Annotated in this window: 13 protein-coding genes; 9 read left to right on the top strand and 4 right to left on the bottom strand. The window is 72.8% G+C overall.

The window, feature by feature from the left end:
- The 4 genes from ACFYPJ_RS36935 to ACFYPJ_RS36920 form a co-directional block, all read left to right on the top strand.
- A partial coding sequence (locus ACFYPJ_RS36935) for an alpha-glucosidase C-terminal domain-containing protein (protein ID WP_389026152.1) occupies window positions 1-264 on the top strand: 264 nt, incomplete at its 5' end.
- Window positions 265-295: 31 nt separating this feature from the next.
- Window positions 296-1,660 carry a maltokinase gene (locus ACFYPJ_RS36930; RefSeq protein ID WP_389026150.1) on the top strand — a complete coding sequence of 455 codons (1,365 nt, stop codon included), beginning with the start codon at window positions 296-298 and terminating at the stop codon, window positions 1,658-1,660.
- 4 nt (window positions 1,661-1,664) lie between these two features.
- Window positions 1,665-3,881, top strand: coding sequence for a 1,4-alpha-glucan branching enzyme (glgB, locus tag ACFYPJ_RS36925; RefSeq protein ID WP_389026148.1), 2,217 nt, complete (start codon window positions 1,665-1,667; stop codon window positions 3,879-3,881).
- Window positions 3,882-4,210: 329 nt separating this feature from the next.
- The gene (locus ACFYPJ_RS36920) at window positions 4,211-4,642 is read left to right on the top strand and encodes an ATP-binding protein (RefSeq protein WP_389026146.1); all 432 of its coding nucleotides are present in this window, start codon (window positions 4,211-4,213) and stop codon (window positions 4,640-4,642) included.
- Between the two features lie 62 nt (window positions 4,643-4,704).
- Here ACFYPJ_RS36920 and ACFYPJ_RS36915 read toward each other — a convergent pair whose 3' ends face one another.
- On the bottom strand, window positions 4,705-5,517 hold the full coding sequence (locus ACFYPJ_RS36915) for a methyltransferase domain-containing protein (protein ID WP_389026144.1): 813 nt from the start codon (window positions 5,515-5,517) through the stop codon (window positions 4,705-4,707).
- Between the two features lie 235 nt (window positions 5,518-5,752).
- Between ACFYPJ_RS36915 and ACFYPJ_RS36910 the strand changes: the two genes are divergently transcribed.
- From ACFYPJ_RS36910 to ACFYPJ_RS36900, 3 genes are all read left to right on the top strand, one after another.
- Entirely contained in the window at window positions 5,753-7,135 is a 1,383-nt protein-coding gene (locus ACFYPJ_RS36910; RefSeq protein ID WP_389026142.1) for an NAD(P)/FAD-dependent oxidoreductase, read from the top strand.
- Window positions 7,136-7,232: 97 nt separating this feature from the next.
- Window positions 7,233-9,476, top strand: coding sequence for an FUSC family protein (locus ACFYPJ_RS36905; RefSeq protein WP_389026140.1), 2,244 nt, complete (start codon window positions 7,233-7,235; stop codon window positions 9,474-9,476).
- 329 nt (window positions 9,477-9,805) lie between these two features.
- Window positions 9,806-10,261 carry a cyclic nucleotide-binding domain-containing protein gene (locus ACFYPJ_RS36900; protein WP_389026138.1) on the top strand — a complete coding sequence of 152 codons (456 nt, stop codon included), beginning with the start codon at window positions 9,806-9,808 and terminating at the stop codon, window positions 10,259-10,261.
- 55 nt (window positions 10,262-10,316) lie between these two features.
- Here the strand turns inward: ACFYPJ_RS36900 and ACFYPJ_RS36895 are convergent, their stop codons facing one another.
- Window positions 10,317-11,624 (bottom strand): MFS transporter, encoded by a 1,308-nt coding sequence (locus ACFYPJ_RS36895; protein ID WP_389026136.1) that lies wholly within the window; start codon window positions 11,622-11,624, stop codon window positions 10,317-10,319.
- 89 nt (window positions 11,625-11,713) lie between these two features.
- Entirely contained in the window at window positions 11,714-12,331 is a 618-nt protein-coding gene (locus ACFYPJ_RS36890; protein WP_389026134.1) for a LysE/ArgO family amino acid transporter, read from the bottom strand.
- Between the two features lie 103 nt (window positions 12,332-12,434).
- On the opposite strand from ACFYPJ_RS36890, the gene ACFYPJ_RS36885 reads away from it, so the two are divergent.
- Window positions 12,435-13,343: a LysR family transcriptional regulator ArgP gene (locus tag ACFYPJ_RS36885; RefSeq protein WP_389026132.1), complete on the top strand. Its 909-nt coding sequence runs from the start codon at window positions 12,435-12,437 to the stop codon at window positions 13,341-13,343.
- Between the two features lie 100 nt (window positions 13,344-13,443).
- On the opposite strand, the gene ACFYPJ_RS36880 is transcribed toward ACFYPJ_RS36885, so the two are convergent.
- Window positions 13,444-14,868, bottom strand: a complete 1,425-nt coding sequence (locus ACFYPJ_RS36880; protein WP_389026130.1) for a M1 family metallopeptidase — start codon at window positions 14,866-14,868, stop codon at window positions 13,444-13,446.
- 164 nt (window positions 14,869-15,032) lie between these two features.
- Between ACFYPJ_RS36880 and ACFYPJ_RS36875 the strand changes: the two genes are divergently transcribed.
- Window positions 15,033-15,383 (top strand): DUF488 domain-containing protein, encoded by a 351-nt coding sequence (locus ACFYPJ_RS36875; protein WP_389026128.1) that lies wholly within the window; start codon window positions 15,033-15,035, stop codon window positions 15,381-15,383.
- The last annotated feature ends 9 nt before the right edge of the window (window positions 15,384-15,392 follow it).

The following is a 15,392-nucleotide window of genomic DNA, read 5'->3' as shown; positions in this document are numbered from 1 at the left end:
CTCCCCTCCACCAACCCCGCAGTCCTCGCCTTCCTGCGCGAACACGAGGACGACCTCGTCCTGTGCGTCCACAACTTCTCCCGCTTCGCCCAGCCGACCGAACTCGACCTGCGGGCCTACGACGGACGGCATCCCGTCGAACTCATCGGCGGGGTCCGCTTCCCTGCCATCGGTGAACTCCCCTACCTCCTCACCCTCGCGGGCCACGGCTTCTACTGGTTCCGGCTCTCCCGAGTCGCATCCCGCACCGGCACCCGCCGCTGAGCGCGCGGCGCCGAGGAAAGGACGCCTCACCATGCCGAAGACCGCTTCCCTCCGGCCGCGCGACAGCGCAGCACCCCACCGGCCAATAGCCTCCCTGGCCGGGTTGCTGTGCGAGTGGCTGCCCCGGCAGCGCTGGTTCGCGGGCCGGGACCAGCCCGTCACGGACCTCGCCGTGCTGTCCATGACCGAGCTGTTCCCGGGCTGTGTGCACCTCCTGGTGCACGCCGGTCAGGGAGGCGCCCCCGCGCCCGGCGGTGCATCCCCGGCCGGCGCCTGCTACCAGCTCCTGCTGGGCGTGCGCAAGCGGCCGGCACCGCACCTGGACCGTGCGTTCATCGGCCGGCCGCAGGACGGCCCGCTCGCCGGTCACGCCGTCTACGACGCGCTGCACGACCCGCGTTCGGCCGCGCTGCTCCTGGAACGGCTGCGGAGTCCCGGCACGGCGGGCCCGCTGCACTTCGAGGCGGACCCGGCCGTGCGGGTGCCCGGCGGGCTCGCGCCGCGGCTGCTGGACGCCGAGCAGTCCAACTCCTCGCTGGTGTACGGCGACGCGTACATCCTGAAGGTGTTCCGGCGCGTCCAGCCCGGTACGAACCCCGATCTGGAGGTGCCGGAGGCGCTGGCCGCACAGGGCTGCACGCGGGTACCCGCCCCGGTCGCCTGGTTCCGCACCACCGAGCCGCGGCCCGCGACGCTGGGGGTGCTCCAGCCGTTCCTGCCGGACGCCTCCGACGGCTGGACGCTGGCGTTGCGGGCACTCGCCACGGCGGACGACTTCACCACGGAGGCGCACGAGCTGGGACAGGCCACGGCGGACGTCCATCTGGCGCTCGCCACCGCCTTCCCGGACGCCGACGGCGGCGAGAACGGCCACACGGTGGCGGCGATGACCGCCCGGCTGGAGGCCGCCGCGCACTGTGTGCCCGCCCTCGCGCCGTTCGTCCCGGGGCTGCGCACCGCGTTCGGCGCCCTGGACGGCGACGACGCCGGGCCGCCCGCCCAGCGCATCCACGGGGACCTGCACCTCGGGCAGGTGCTGCGGGCCGGGCCGGACTGGTTCGTCATCGACTTCGAGGGCGAGCCGTCGCGGCCGCTCACCGAACGGCGCAGCGCGCAGTCCCCGGTCCGGGACGTGGCGGGCATGCTGCGCTCCTTCGACTACGCGGCCCGGCAGCGGCGTCCCTGGCACCCGGAGTGGGCCCGCCGCTGCCGGGACGCCTACTGCGCGGGCTACGCCACCCGGGCCGGGTGGGACCCGCGCCAGGAGCACGCGCTGCTGCGTGCCCATGAGACCGACCGGGCGGTGTACGAGGCCGTCTACGAAGCCCGGCACCGTCCGGACTGGCTGCCCGTTCCCATGGCCGCGATCGAGCGGCTCGCCGTCAGGGAAGGCTGACACCATGGCACTGCGCGACACCTCGCTCCCCGAGCCGTCGGGACCCGTTCCGCCCGCGGTCGTGCCGCTGGATCCGGCCGAGCGCGACCGGCTGCTCGCGGGCGCCCACCACGACCCGCACGCGCTGCTGGGCGCCCATCCGGTCCCGGGCGGGATCCTGTTCCGGGCGCTGCGTCCGTTCGCGCGCGGGGTGAGCGTGCTGATCGACGGGATGCGCAGCGCTCTGACGTCCGAGGGCGAAGGACTCTTCTCTGCCGTGCTGCCGTACCCGGCGATCCCGTCGTACACGCTGCTGGTGGAGTACGACGAGAACGCGCCCACCGGCCACGAGACCGCGGACCCCTACGGTTTTCTGCCCGCTCTCGGCGAACTGGACCTGCATCTGATCCAGGAGGGCCGGCACGAGCAGCTGTGGCGGGCGCTGGGCGCCGAGCCGATGACGCACCAGGGCGTGCGCGGCACCCGTTTCACCGTGTGGGCGCCGAACGCCCGAGGGGTACGGGTCGCCGGTGACTTCACCTGCTGGGACGGCACCCAGTACCCGATGCGCTCGCTGGGTTCCTCGGGCGTCTGGGAGCTGTTCGTGCCGGGGATCGGCGAGGGCGCCCGGTACAAGTTCGAGATCACCTCACGCCACGGCGACCGGTTCCTCAAAGCCGACCCGATGGCCCGCCGCACGGAGGTGCCGCCCGACACGGCCTCCGTGGTGACGTCCTCGCGCTACGAGTGGGGCGACGACGAGTGGCTGGCGCACCGTGCGGACGTCCCGGTGCACGAGGCGCCCCTCTCCGTGTACGAGGTCCATCTTCCGTCCTGGCGACCCGGGCTGACGTACCGTCAGCTCGCTGACGAACTCCCCGCGTATGTCGTGGACCTGGGCTTCACCCATGTGGAGCTGATGCCGGTCGCCGAGCATCCCTTCGGCGGTTCCTGGGGCTACCAGGTCACCGGTTACTACGCGCCCACGTCCCGGCTGGGCACCCCGGACGACTTCAAGTACCTGGTGGACGCGCTGCACCGGGCGGGCATCGGCGTGATCATGGACTGGGTGCCCGCCCACTTCCCCAAGGACGACTGGGCGCTGGCCCGGTTCGACGGGGATCCGCTGTACGAGCCCGCAGATCCGCGGCGGGCCGAGCATCCGGACTGGGGGACGTACGAGTTCGACTTCGGCCGCACCGAGGTGCGCAACTTCCTGGTCGCCAACGCCGTGTACTGGTGCGAGGAGTTCCACATCGACGGTCTGCGCGTCGACGCGGTGGCCTCCATGCTCTACCTCGACTACTCGCGCGACTCCGGCCAGTGGACGCCGAATGTGTTCGGGGGCCGTGAGGACCTGGACGCCGTGGTGTTCCTCCAGGAGATGAACGCCACCGTCTACCGGCGCTGTCCCGGCGTGGTGACCATCGCCGAGGAGTCGACGGCCTGGGACGGCGTGACCCGGCCCACGGACCGCGGCGGTCTGGGGTTCGGGCTGAAGTGGAACATGGGCTGGATGCACGACTCGCTGGAGTACATCCGGCACGAGCCGGTGCACCGCAGGTACCACCACCACGAGATGACGTTCTCGATGGTGTACGCCCACAGCGAGAACTACGTCCTGCCCATCTCCCACGACGAGGTCGTGCACGGCAAGCGGGCGCTCGTCTCCAAGATGCCCGGCGACTGGTGGCAGCGGCGTGCCGGCCACCGCGCCTACCTGGCCTACATGTGGGCCCACCCGGGCAAGCAGCTCCTCTTCATGGGGCAGGAGTTCGCCCAGGGCGCCGAATGGTCCGAGGCCCACGGCCCGGAGTGGTGGCTCCTGGATCCCGGTTACGTCGCCGAGGCCGACCACCGCGGCGTCCGCGACCTGGTCCGCGCCCTCAACACCGGCTACCGCGCCACCCCCGCCCTGTGGCAGCGCGACACCGACCCGGCCGGCTTCCAGTGGGTGGTCGGTGACGCCGCCGACGACAACGTCTTCGCGTTCCTGAGATTCGACGCCCAGGGGACGCCGCTGCTCGCGGTGTCGAACTTCTCCCCCGTCGTCCGCCACGACTACCGCCTCGGCGTGCCCGAGGGTGTGTCCGTGTGGCGGGAGATGCTCAACACCGACAGCGCGCGCTACGGCGGCGGCGACGTCGGCGACCGTGGTCCGCTGGTGCCGCGGGACGGGCACCTCCGCGTCACCCTGCCGCCCCTCGCCACGGTGTGGCTGGTGCCGGGGTCCGCGGACTGATCCGGCCCCTCCGCCGCTCCCGCCCCGGCCTCGCTCACCTGCGCCGCGTCCGAGGCGCCGTCGGCCACAGGAGGGACCGGCGACGTCACCCTCCGTGGGGTCTCCGGGACCGGCGGGCGGCCGTCAGGGCTCGCGCGCGACGCCCCGCGGCGGCCGCCGCGGGCGGTGTCCGCCCGGCCGGACGGGCTCCGAGCACGTGTTCCGCCGGGCGGGCAGGCGTATCCGGGCCGCCCGCGGGAACCCAGCCCAGGGAGAGAGCAGTCGGGCCGCGGCCCGCTTCACACGGTGCTGGGGAGCGGCCCGCTTCACACGGTGCTGGGGAAGAGACGATGGCGACCGGGTCACGATGGGACGACACCCCCCTCTCGGAGGAGTCCTTCGAGCGCAGGGCCTCCTTCCCGGGTGAGCTGGGCAATGTGACGAGTGCGCGGCTCGCCGCGCAGGACTTCCTCGGCGCCCTCGCCCGGGCGTCCCCGCCGGCCGGCCCCGAATCCTGGGAGGACATCCTGCTGGTGGTCACGGAGCTTGCCGCCAATGCCGTGCAGTACGCGCCGGGACCGTTCGTCCTGCGGCTGCGCCGCACGTTCGACGGCGTGCACGTCACGATGCACGACACCAGCACGGTACGGCCCGAGCCGCGGCCGTTCAGCCCCCGCACCGGCAGCGGCGTCGGCTGGCGTCTCGTCGGCACGCTGTGCGACCAGGTCAGCGTGGTGGTCACGCGCGGCGGCAAGGACATCCACGCCTTCCTGCCCTGGTGAGGGGCGGCCATCGCGCCGCGTAGGGGGGCAGGGCACGCCGGGACGGCCGCCGTGCCGCGGTGTCACCCGGGGTGGTGGGCGACCACGCCGAACATCGTCACGGACATGTGCAGTCCGCCCCGCTCGGCCGCCTCGGCGAACGTGGTGTACGCGGCGTCCCGCTGCCGCTCGGTGAGCAGTCCGCGGCGCATCGCCGAGTCGCCCAGCATCCGGATGATCGGCCAGGCGACCGACCGGTGGTCCTGGAACAGGGCCTCGCAGCCGCGGTCGTCGACCACCAGGCCGGCCGACGTCACCTGTCCGACGAGCCGGCGCCCCGAGTACGGGTTGGCGGCACCGGTGAGGGCGCCCGAGGCGAGCGCCCGTACGGTCTCCGCGTCGCCGGGGTGCAGCACGGTGGTGGCCCAGTCGGTGTCGAGCAGCGCGACGCGGCCGCCGGGGCGCAGCACCCGGACCATCTCGGCGACCGCCCGGTCCGGCTCGGTCAGGTGCTGGAGGACGCGTTCGCACCACACGACGTCCACCGAGGCGTCCGGCACGGGCAGGGCCAGTGCGTCGCCGTGCGTGAAGCGGGCCCGGCTCTCGGCCGATCGCGCCTCGGCGACGGCGCGCAGCCCGGGGTTCGGTTCGACGCCCAGGGCAAAGCCGTCGGGCCCGGCCGCGGCGGCCAGTTCCCGGGTCTGTGAACCGGTCCCGGCCCCGACGTCCAGCGCCCGTTCGCCGCCCTTGACCGCGAGTGCCTCGTGGGCCCAGGCGCGCAGCCGCCGTACCCCGGGGTTGGCGTCCTGCGCGTCGAGCGCGTCGGCCTGGGGCGCCTGGTCGGGCGGGGCGGTCGGGTGCGTCCGAAAGCCCGGGACGGGCGGTGTCTGCGGCATGGCGCGCACTCTACGACCCCCGCGGCGTGCGTGTGGTCCACTCGCGCAGAAGGACGGACTCCGGCCCGCGGCGGAGGGCGCCGGTGCCCGCGGGCCGATCCCGCCGGGGCTCCCGGCTGGCGGAACCGGCTGCGGCACGGTGGGATCGATGGGGGTGCGAACCGGCGATCCGGGGCAGGCGAACGGCGTCGGGCCGGGCCGCCGGGACCCGCAGACGCCCGGACACGGAGAAGGGATGGAGACCGTGACACGACCCAGGATCCTGGTGGTGGGCGCGGGCTTCGCCGGGGTGGAGTGTGTTCGCCGCCTGGAGCGCAAGCTCTCCCCGAACGAAGCCGACGTCACCCTGGTGACGCCCCATTCGTACCAGCTCTATCTGCCGCTGCTGCCGCAGGTCGCCTCCGGTGTGCTGACCCCTCAGTCGATCGCCGTCTCGCTGCGCCGCAGCCGCAGGTACCGCACCCGGATCGTTCCGGGCGGCGCCATCGGCGTGGATCTGAAGGCCAAGGTCTGTGTCGTCCAGACGATCACCGACAAGATCGTGGACGAGCCGTACGACTACATCGTGCTGGCCCCGGGCAGCGTCACCCGCACCTTCGACATCCCCGGCCTGACCGATCACGCCTACGGCATGAAGACCCTCGCGGAGGCCGCCTACGTACGCGACCATGTCATCGCGCAGCTCGACCTCGCCGACGCCAGCGACGATCCCGCGGAGCGTGCCTCGCGACTGCAGTTCGTCGTCGTCGGCGGCGGGTACGCCGGCACCGAGACCGCCGCCTGTCTGCAGCGGCTCACGCACGCCGCCCTGCGGCGCTACCCGCGGCTGGAGCCCGGCCTGATCAAGTGGCACCTGATCGACATCGCGCCCAGGCTGATGCCGGAGCTCGGCGACAAGCTCGGCCGCAGCGCGCAGGAGATCCTGCGCCGGCGCGGGATCGAGATCTCCCTCGGCGTGTCGATCGCGAAGGCGGGTGCGCGGGAGGTCACCTTCACCGACGGGCGGGTGGTGCCCACCCGCACGCTGATCTGGACCGCCGGAGTCGTGGCCAGCCCGCTGATCGCCACGCTCGGCGCGGACACGGTGCGGGGGCGGCTCGCGGTCACCGCGGAGCTGGCCCTGCCGGGTTACGACGGGGTGTTCGCGCTGGGCGACGCCGCCGCCGTCCCGGACGAGGCCAAGCACGAGCAGGGGGCGGTCTGCCCGCCCACCGCGCAGCACGCCATGCGGCAGGGCAGGCAGGTGGCCGACAACGTCATCGCGGCACTGCGCGGCCTGCCCCTGCGGCCGTACGAACACCGGGACCTGGGGCTCGTCGTCGACCTCGGCGGCCGGGACGCCGTCTCCAAGCCGCTCGGCATCGAGCTGCGCGGCACACTCGCCCAGGCGGTCGCCCGCGGCTACCACTGGTCGGCGCTGCGCACCAACGTCGCCAAGACCCGGGTGCTGACCAACTGGCTGCTGAACGCCGTCGGCGGCGACGATTTCGTCCGCACCGGGTTCCAGGCCCGCCGCCCCGCGAAGCTGAAGGACTTCGAGTTCGCCAACACGTATCTGACGCCCGAGCAGGTGCGGGCACATGTGGCGGGACGCGCGCTGGACAGCCCGGCGGACTGAAACGGGCGGGCCCGCAGGGGCATGTGGCGTCCCGGCGCGGGTGCCGTGCCATGCTGGGCCGTGGATCACGACGTGACACGGGAGAGAGCGCAGCGGCGTGAGGACAGCGAAGCGGTCGGTGCGGGCGGAGCTGTGGGGTCGGCTCGCCGCGTCCGACCCCGGGCTGCTCCGGCTCACCGCGGGGCTGCGCACCATGACGTCCATCGCGCTCACCCTGCTCTCCCTCGCCCTGCTGCGGGCCGATGTGACGCATCTGGTGGCCGGCTCGATAGGCGCGATGGTCGGGACCTTCGCCATCCGGGAGAAGCAACGCGCCAAGCAGGCCGTGACGCTCGCGCTCGGCCTGCCGGTGGCACTGGCCTCCGTGTCGCTCAGCGCGCTGCTCGACACGCATGTCGTGGTCGGCGACCTGTTCTTCGTGGCGCTCATCTTCTGCGCGGTCTACAGCCGCAGGTTCGGCGACCGGGGCACGGCACTCGGCCAGATCGGCTTCCAGACCTACTTCCTGTCGCTGTTCGTGCACGCGACCGTGCCGTTGCTGCCGGGACTGTACCGTGCGCTCGCCCTCGCCTTCGTGTGCTGCGCGGTGACCCGGTTCGTCCTCCTCCCGCAGACGTCCGCAGGCATCCTGGACCGGCTGCGCCGGGCCTTCCGGGCGCGGCTCGCCCAGCTGATCACGGCCCAGATCGAACTGCTCGACGCCGGTCCGCAGGACGCGGCCAAGAGCCTGGAGCTGGTCCGGGTCAGGACCGCCCGGCTGCACGAGTCCGCCCTCTTGATCCAGGGCCAGCTGGTGGAGGGCACCCCGGACGAGGCGTCGGCGCGCATGCTCCAGCGGCGGATCGCGGACGCCGAGATCGCCGCCGAACGGCTCGGGCTGATGCTGCTGACGGCGCGCGGCTCCGAGCGCGCGGACACCCTGACCCTGCATCTGCCGGGCGCACCGCTGCCCTTCGGCGGCGAGCAGCCGATCCTGGACGGGACCAGGGCCGCGCTCCGCCGTGATTTCGAGGCGCTGCGCCTGCTGGTGCTGCGGCCTGTGTACGCGGAACGGGGTACGGCGCTGGCCCAGGTCCGCAACCGGCTGCTCGGCTACCGCGACGAGGAGAACCTGCCACAGGCGCCGCCCGCCGTGCGGGACGTCTTCCGCGGTCTGGGCGAGGCCGCGCGGGCGATCCTGGGTCTGCGGCTCGCCCTGGGCGGGCCGGTGGACGACTCCGACGACACACCCGCGACGGCCCGCTCGCGCGAGGAGCTGGACGTGGAGGACGCGGCGATCGGGAGCGAGGAGCGCGCCGCGGAGAAGCAGGCGGCCACCGGGCTGCGGCCCAGCACGCGGGCGGCGGTGCAGGTGGCCGTCGGATCGTCGCTCGCCATCGTCGGCGGCGAGCTGCTGTCTCCCCAGCGGTGGTACTGGGCGGTGCTGACCTGCTGGATCGTGTTCATCAACACCGCTTCCACCGGCGAGATCCTGGTGAAGGGCTACCGTCGGCTGCTGGGCACGGTCCTCGGGGTGGTGGCGGGCATCGGGCTGGCGGGCCTCATCGGCCACCACACCTGGACGGCGTTCGCGCTGGTGCTGGTCTTGATCTTCGCGATGTTCTACACGGCCCCGCTGTCCTACACGCTGATGTCGTTCTTCGTCACGGCGATGCTGGGGCTGCTGTACACGCTGCTCCACACCTTCAGCCTCGCCGTCCTGGTGCTGCGGGTGGAGGAGACGGCGCTCGGCGCCGTCGCCGGCCTCATCGCAGCGGCGGTGGTGCTGCCGGTGCACACCGACCGGCGCACCAACGAACTGCTGGTCACCGTCCTGGACCAGTTGGCGGACGTCACGCGGTCCGCGGTCGACCAGCTGAGCGGCGCACCGCCGGTGGACCTGCTGGACAAAGCCCGCCGGCTGGACCAGTCGCTGGCGGACCTGGGGTCCTCCGCACAACCGCTGACGCATCCGATCACGCCGCTGCGGACCCGCCGGGACACCGTGCGGTACGTGGTGGCGCTGCTGGACTCGTGCGCGTACCACGCCCGTTCGCTGGCGGCCACCGCCGAACTCCTGCCGTCGAAGACGTCGATAGCGGCGGACCCGCGGCTGCGCGGGGCGTGCAGCCGGATCGTGCACAACCTTGAGGCCATCGCCGCCTCGACCACGGACCGGCGCGCGGAGGCCGAGGTCGAGACCGGTCCGAGCATCGCCGCACTGCTGCAGCCCGGCACGTCGGCCGACACACGCGACGGACAGGTGACGGACCGGGTGCTGCGGCATCTGCAACGGCTGGACGAGACGGTGGTGGGGCTGGCCCGGCCGCTCGGCGTGCCGGTCGCGCGGAGCGGGAACTGACCACGGGCCCGTCGGTCCGGGCGGGCACCAGGGCACCGGCGTTCCGTGCCGGAGCTGTGAAACAGGTCACGCGACCCGGTCTTTGTCGCCACACATTCCCTGGATGGTTTAGCGTTCATCCAAGTGTGGACAGGAGGCGGCTGTGCGGTCCTGCCTGGACCACCGGCTACGGCCCTGGCCGGATTCCCCCGTCCGGCCAGGGCGCTTTGCCGCCCTTCGGCCCAGGTCCGCGGAATTCTCCGTTTCCCGAGGTGCCCGGCGCGGCGGCAGCGGCTGAAATGGGCGTAGGGAGAACTCCGGAACATCCCGCCCGCGAGGAGCCCCGCGCCATGACCAAAGCGATAAAACTGCTGACCGCCCTCCCGCAACCGCAGCGCGAGCGTCTGATGGAGCTGGCGCGGGAGGTGTCCTTCCCCGAGGACACCAGGATCTTCGAGGCCGGCGGCACCGCCGACCGCTTCTGGGTGATCCGGTCGGGCGCGGTCAACCTCGACCAGCAGGTGACCTCGCATCAGCGGGTCACGGTGGCGAGCCTCGGCGCGGGGGACCTGCTCGGCTGGTCGTGGCTGTTCCCGCCGTACACCTGGGACTTCGGCGCGGTGGCCTTCAGTTTCGTACGGGCCTACGAGTACGACGCGTCCGCGGTGCTCGCGCTGAGCGTGGAGGACCCGCTGCTCGGGCTGTCGCTGGTGCGGACCGTCGCCGAGATCCTCGCCCACCGTCTGGAGCTGACGCGGGGCAAGCTCATGGACCAGTACGCGCTCCGCCGCCGGAGCGGGCTGTAGCCCCTCGGATGCGGTCGCACTGCGGATGCGTCGGCCTCCCGGATCCGCCCGTGCCTCAGATGCGGTACTGGCGCAGCGCCGGCACCATCGCCGCCAGCCCCACCATGACGACGACCACCAGCAGGCCGCCGCCCGCGACGGCGGCGCGCGGGCCGAAGGCGGCGCCCGCCGTGCCGTGCAGCACGTCGGCCAGGCGCGGACCGCCCGCCACGACGACCGTGAACACACCCTGCATGCGCCCGCGCATCTCGTCGGTGGCGGCGGACAGCAGGATCGCCCCGCGGAAGACCATCGAGACCATGTCCGCGACCCCGGCCGCGGCGAGGAACACCAGGGCGACCCAGAGATTGCGGCTCAGGCCGAAGCCCGTGATCGCCGCGCCCCAGCCGACCACCGCGCCGATGACCATCCAGCCGTGCCGCCGTGCCCGGGAGAACGTGCCGGAGAACAGCCCGCCGATCACCGCCCCGACCGGGATCCCGGCGAACAGCACGCCGAGCGCCAGCCCCTCGCCGTTCGGGGCGAAGGTCTGGGCGGCCAGTTGCGGGAACAGGGCGCGGGGCATGCCGAAGACCATGGCGATGATGTCGGCGACGAACGAGAGCAGCAGCACCTTGTGCACGGAGATGTAGCGGAAGCCGTCGCTCACCTCCCGCCAGCCCGCGCGCCGGGCCGACGGAGTACCGAGCGGCGGCAGCGCCGGCAGCCGCACGACCGCCCAGACCGTGGCGCACAGCGCCACCGCGTCGATGAGATACAGCTCCGGCAGGCCGACCACCGGGATCAGCGCGCCGGCCAGCAGCGGTCCCGCCACCAGGCCGGTCTGCATGACCGTGGAACCGAGGGCGTTCGCGGCGGGCAGCTCCTCGGCCGGGACGAGCCTGGCGATGGAGGCGCTGCGCGCCGGGGAGTTGAGGCCGAAGAACGCCTGCTGTGCCGCGAGCAGGACCATCAGCACGACGACCGAGTCCAGTCCGGTGACGGCCTGCGCCCAGAACAGCAGCGAGGTGACCGCGATGCCGATGTTGGTCACCAGCAGCAGCTTGCGGCGGTCCACCGTGTCGGCGACCGCGCCTCCCCACAGCGCGAAGACGACCATGGGCACCAGACCGGCGAGGCCGGCGTAGCCGACCCAGGCTGAGGAGTGCGTGATGTCGTATATCTGCTTCGGCACGGCGACGGCGGTGAGCTGGCTGCCGACCGAGGTGACGATCGTCGAGGACCACAGCCTGCGGAAGGCGGGGTGGCGCAGGGGGCGGGTGTCCATCGCCCAGCGGCGCCAGCCGCCCTTCGGCTCTGCCGCCGGACGGGGGGAGCCGGACTGCGGCGCGGTACTGCCGTCGGTGCTCTCGGTGGTGTCCACGTGCTTCCTGGTTGCTCGTTACAACTTTCGAATCCGGGCCTCACTATGGCGCACCGGCACCGCCTGCCGAAACGATGCCGCCGGTCGTCTCAGGATCCGGCGACGAGCAGCACCCCGAGCGTGATCATGGTCACCGCGACCAGCCCGTCCAGCACCCGCCAGGCCCGCGGCCCGGTGAGGACGCGGCCGAGCGGCCGGGCGCCGAAGCCGAGGGCGGTGAACCAGCACAGGCTGGCCAGCGCCGCGCCGAGGCCGAACGTCCAGCGCAGCGGGCCGCGGTCGGCGGCGAGCGAACCCAGCAGGAACACGGTGTCCAGGTAGACATGCGGGTTGAGCCAGGTCAGCGCGAGACAGGTGAGCACCGCCCGCCGTCTCGAACCCGCCGGCGGCCCCTGCGTACGCAGCCCGCCGGCGTCCGGCCTGAGCACCCGGCGGGCGGCGAGGGCGCCGTAGCACAGCAGGAAGGCTCCGCCGATCAGCCCGACCGCCCGCAGCGCGCCGGGCCAGGCCACCACCACCGCGCCGACTCCGCCGACGCCCAGTGAGATGAGCACCGCGTCGGAGAGCGCGCAGATACCGACGACCGCGAGGACCGTGTCCCGGCGGATGCCCTGGCGCAGGACGAACGCGTTCTGCGCGCCGATGGCGACGATGAGCGAGAGGCCGGTGCCGAATCCGGCGGCAGCGGCGGTCAGGGCGCTGGACATGCCGGTGACGCTAACGACACGATCACCCGGCGTACAGCTAAGGATTTTTACGTAGCATTAGCGCGACTGCAGACAGCTGGCCGGGGAGGAGGCGCGGGCCTCGATGATGCCGGAACTGCCCCTCGACCAGGTGCGGACGCTGCTCGCGGTGGTGGACGAGGGCACGTTCGACGCGGCGGCGGCCGCCCTGCACCTGACGCCCTCGGCGGTCAGCCAGCGGGTGAAGGCGCTGGAGCAGCGCACGGGCCGGGTGCTGCTCCAGCGCACCAAACCGGTGCGGCCGACGGAGTCCGGCGCGGTGCTCGTGCGGTTCGCCAGGCAGCTGGCCCGGCTGGACCGGGACGCGCGGGGCGAGCTGGGGCTCAGCGGGGCCGGGGAGCCCACACGAGTGTCGGTGGCGGTGAACGCGGACTCGCTGGCCACCTGGTTCCTGTCGGCGCTGCGACGGGTGCCGAGGCAGCCGCGGATCTGCTTCGAACTGCGGCGCGAGGACGAGGACCACACGGCGGCGCTGCTGCGCGAAGGGCTGGTGATGGCCGCGGTGACGTCGTCGCCCGACCCGGTGCCGGGCTGCTCCGTGCGTCCGCTGGGCCGGATGCGCTATCTCCCCGTGGCGAGCCCCGAGTTCGCCGCGCGGCATCTGAGCGGGCCGCCGGCCGAGGCGCTGGCCGCGGCGCCGGTGGTCGTCTTCGACCGGCGGGACGACCTCCAGGACGACTTCGTGCGGGCGCTGGGCGGCGGCGCCGGTGCCGCGAGCGCGCTGCGGCACCACGTTCCCGCCTCCGAGGCGTTCGCCGCGGCCGTCGCCGCGGGGCTCGGCTGGGGCATGGTGCCGCAGACCCAGGCCGACCCTCTGCTGGAGGCCGGCCGGCTGGTCCGGCTCGCTCCCGGTCGCTGGGCCGACGTCCCCCTGTACTGGCAGCAGTGGAAGCTCGACTCCCCCGCACTGGCGGCCGTGGCCGACGCGGTGGTGGCGGCGGCCGGGGAGAACCTGCGGTCCCCCGGGAACTGACCGAGTGCCGGGCGACCTGCGGCCCCGCAGGAACCGATCGGGTACCGGGGAGCACCGCGGTGCCTTCGCGGCCCGGCGACGGCACCGCCCGGCCACAGGCTCAGGCCCGCTTCGGCTTGCCGTCCTCGTACAGCCAGGTCTGGAACAGCGCGCCCAGATCCTTACCGGACTCCTGCTCGGCCAGGCTCACGAACTCCGCGGTGGTGCCGTGTCCGTCACGATGCTGCGTGGGCCACTCGCGCAGGATCCGGAAGAACGTGGTGTCGCCGACGGCCCTGCGCAATTCGTGCAGGACCATGGCGCCGCGGTCGTACACCGGTGTCGCGAAGAGGTTCTCGCCACTGCCCGGGTCGCCGGGCGGGAAGTCCCACAGCTCGTCGTCGGCGTCCGTGGCGTACAGCACGTCGAAGGTGTCCTGCGCGCTGTCGCCGCCGTGCTGCTCGTCGTAGAGCCACTCGGCGTAGCTCGCGAAGCCCTCGTTGAGCCAGATGTCCTTCCACGAGGTGATCGAGACGGAGTCGCCGAACCACTGGTGGGCGATCTCGTGGACGAAGGTATGCAGGTCGGGTGCCGAGTCGTAGACGGGCCGGCCCTGGCTCTCCAGTGCGTAGCCGATGGCCGGGGCGTGGTCGACGATCGATCCGGCGGACCGGTACGGATACGGGCCGAAGATCTTGCTCCCCCACTCCAGCACGGAGGACTGGTTCTTCAGGACGGGCGCCGACGCCTTCGCCTGGCGGGGGTCGACGGCGTTGTAGATCTGGATGCCGTCGCGGGTGGTGTACTTCTCGACCTGGAACTTCCCGATCGAGGCCGTGGCCAGGTAGGCGGCCATGGGCTCGCTCTGGCGCCAGCGGAAGGTGGTCCGGCCGTTCGCGGTGCTCTGCCCGACCAGCACGCCGTTGGCGACGGCGGTGCGGTCCTCGGGGACCGTGATCGTGAAGTCGTACGAGGACTTGTCCCGCGGGTGATTGTTCCCCGGGAACCAGGTCATCGAGCCCTGCGGCTGGCCGGCGACGAACGCGCCGTCGTCGGTGGGGACCCAGCCGTCGGGGTTCCCGTCCGGGTCGGTGACGGGTTCGGGGGTGCCGTTGTAGGCGACCGTGACGGTGAACACCTGGTCCTTGCGCAGGGCCTGATGCGGTGTGATGACGAGTTCCTGGCCGGTGCGGCCGACGTTCGCGCGCTCGCGGTCGACGGTGACGCCGGTGACCTCCAGCCCGTGCAGGTCGAGGTCGAAGCGGCTGAGCGGCTGTGTGGCGTGGACGGTGAGGACGGCCGTGCCGTCGAGACGCCGGGTGGCGGTCTCGTAACGGAGCGTCAGATCGTAGTGCTCGACGTGGTATCCGCCGTTTCCGGAGAGCGGATAGTACGGGTCGCGCAGCCCGGAGGCGCCGGTCGACATGGCTGCGGGCGCTTCTGCGGCGCCGAGCAGCACCGCCGCGGCGACGGGAATGGTGGCCAGGACCGCGTGGCGACGCACCGTGGCGCGTCGTCCTGCGCCCCGCTGTCGAGGTGGCGTCACATGCGCTCCTTGGAGGGTGACCGGTGACCGATCTGCCACAGCCTACGAGAGCCCTCGCCCGAATTGCTAACTTTTATGAAAATATATGCCGCGTCATCCATCGGTCAGCCGGTTTCGCCGCAGTACGCTCACGACACCGTCCGCACCGGAGAGAGGCCACGATCGTGAGCGTGCGTGTGCGTCGCATCTACGAACCGCCGCAGCCCGACGACGGTTTGCGGGTCCTGGTCGACCGGCTGTGGCCGCGCGGTATGGCCAAGGACGCGGCCGAGGTGGACGAATGGCCGAAGACCCTGACGCCGTCGACGGAACTGCGCCAGTGGTACCACGCCGGCGAGGGCGACTACGAGGAGTTCCGCCGCCGCTACGAGGCGGAACTCGCGGAGCCCGGGGCCGCCGAACTGCTCGACGGCCTGCGCACCGCGGCCGGCAAAGGCCCGGTGACGCTGCTCACCGCGTCCAAGGATCCGGCGCAGAGCCATGCGGCGGTGCTGGCCGGGGTGTTGAGCGACTGACCCGGCCGG

It is taken from the genome of Streptomyces sp. NPDC006012, assembly GCF_042871185.1.
Lineage (GTDB): Bacteria > Actinomycetota > Actinomycetes > Streptomycetales > Streptomycetaceae > Streptomyces.
The sequence above is the reverse complement of the archived record's forward strand: the minus strand, read 5'-3'. Positions and strand labels throughout refer to the sequence as shown.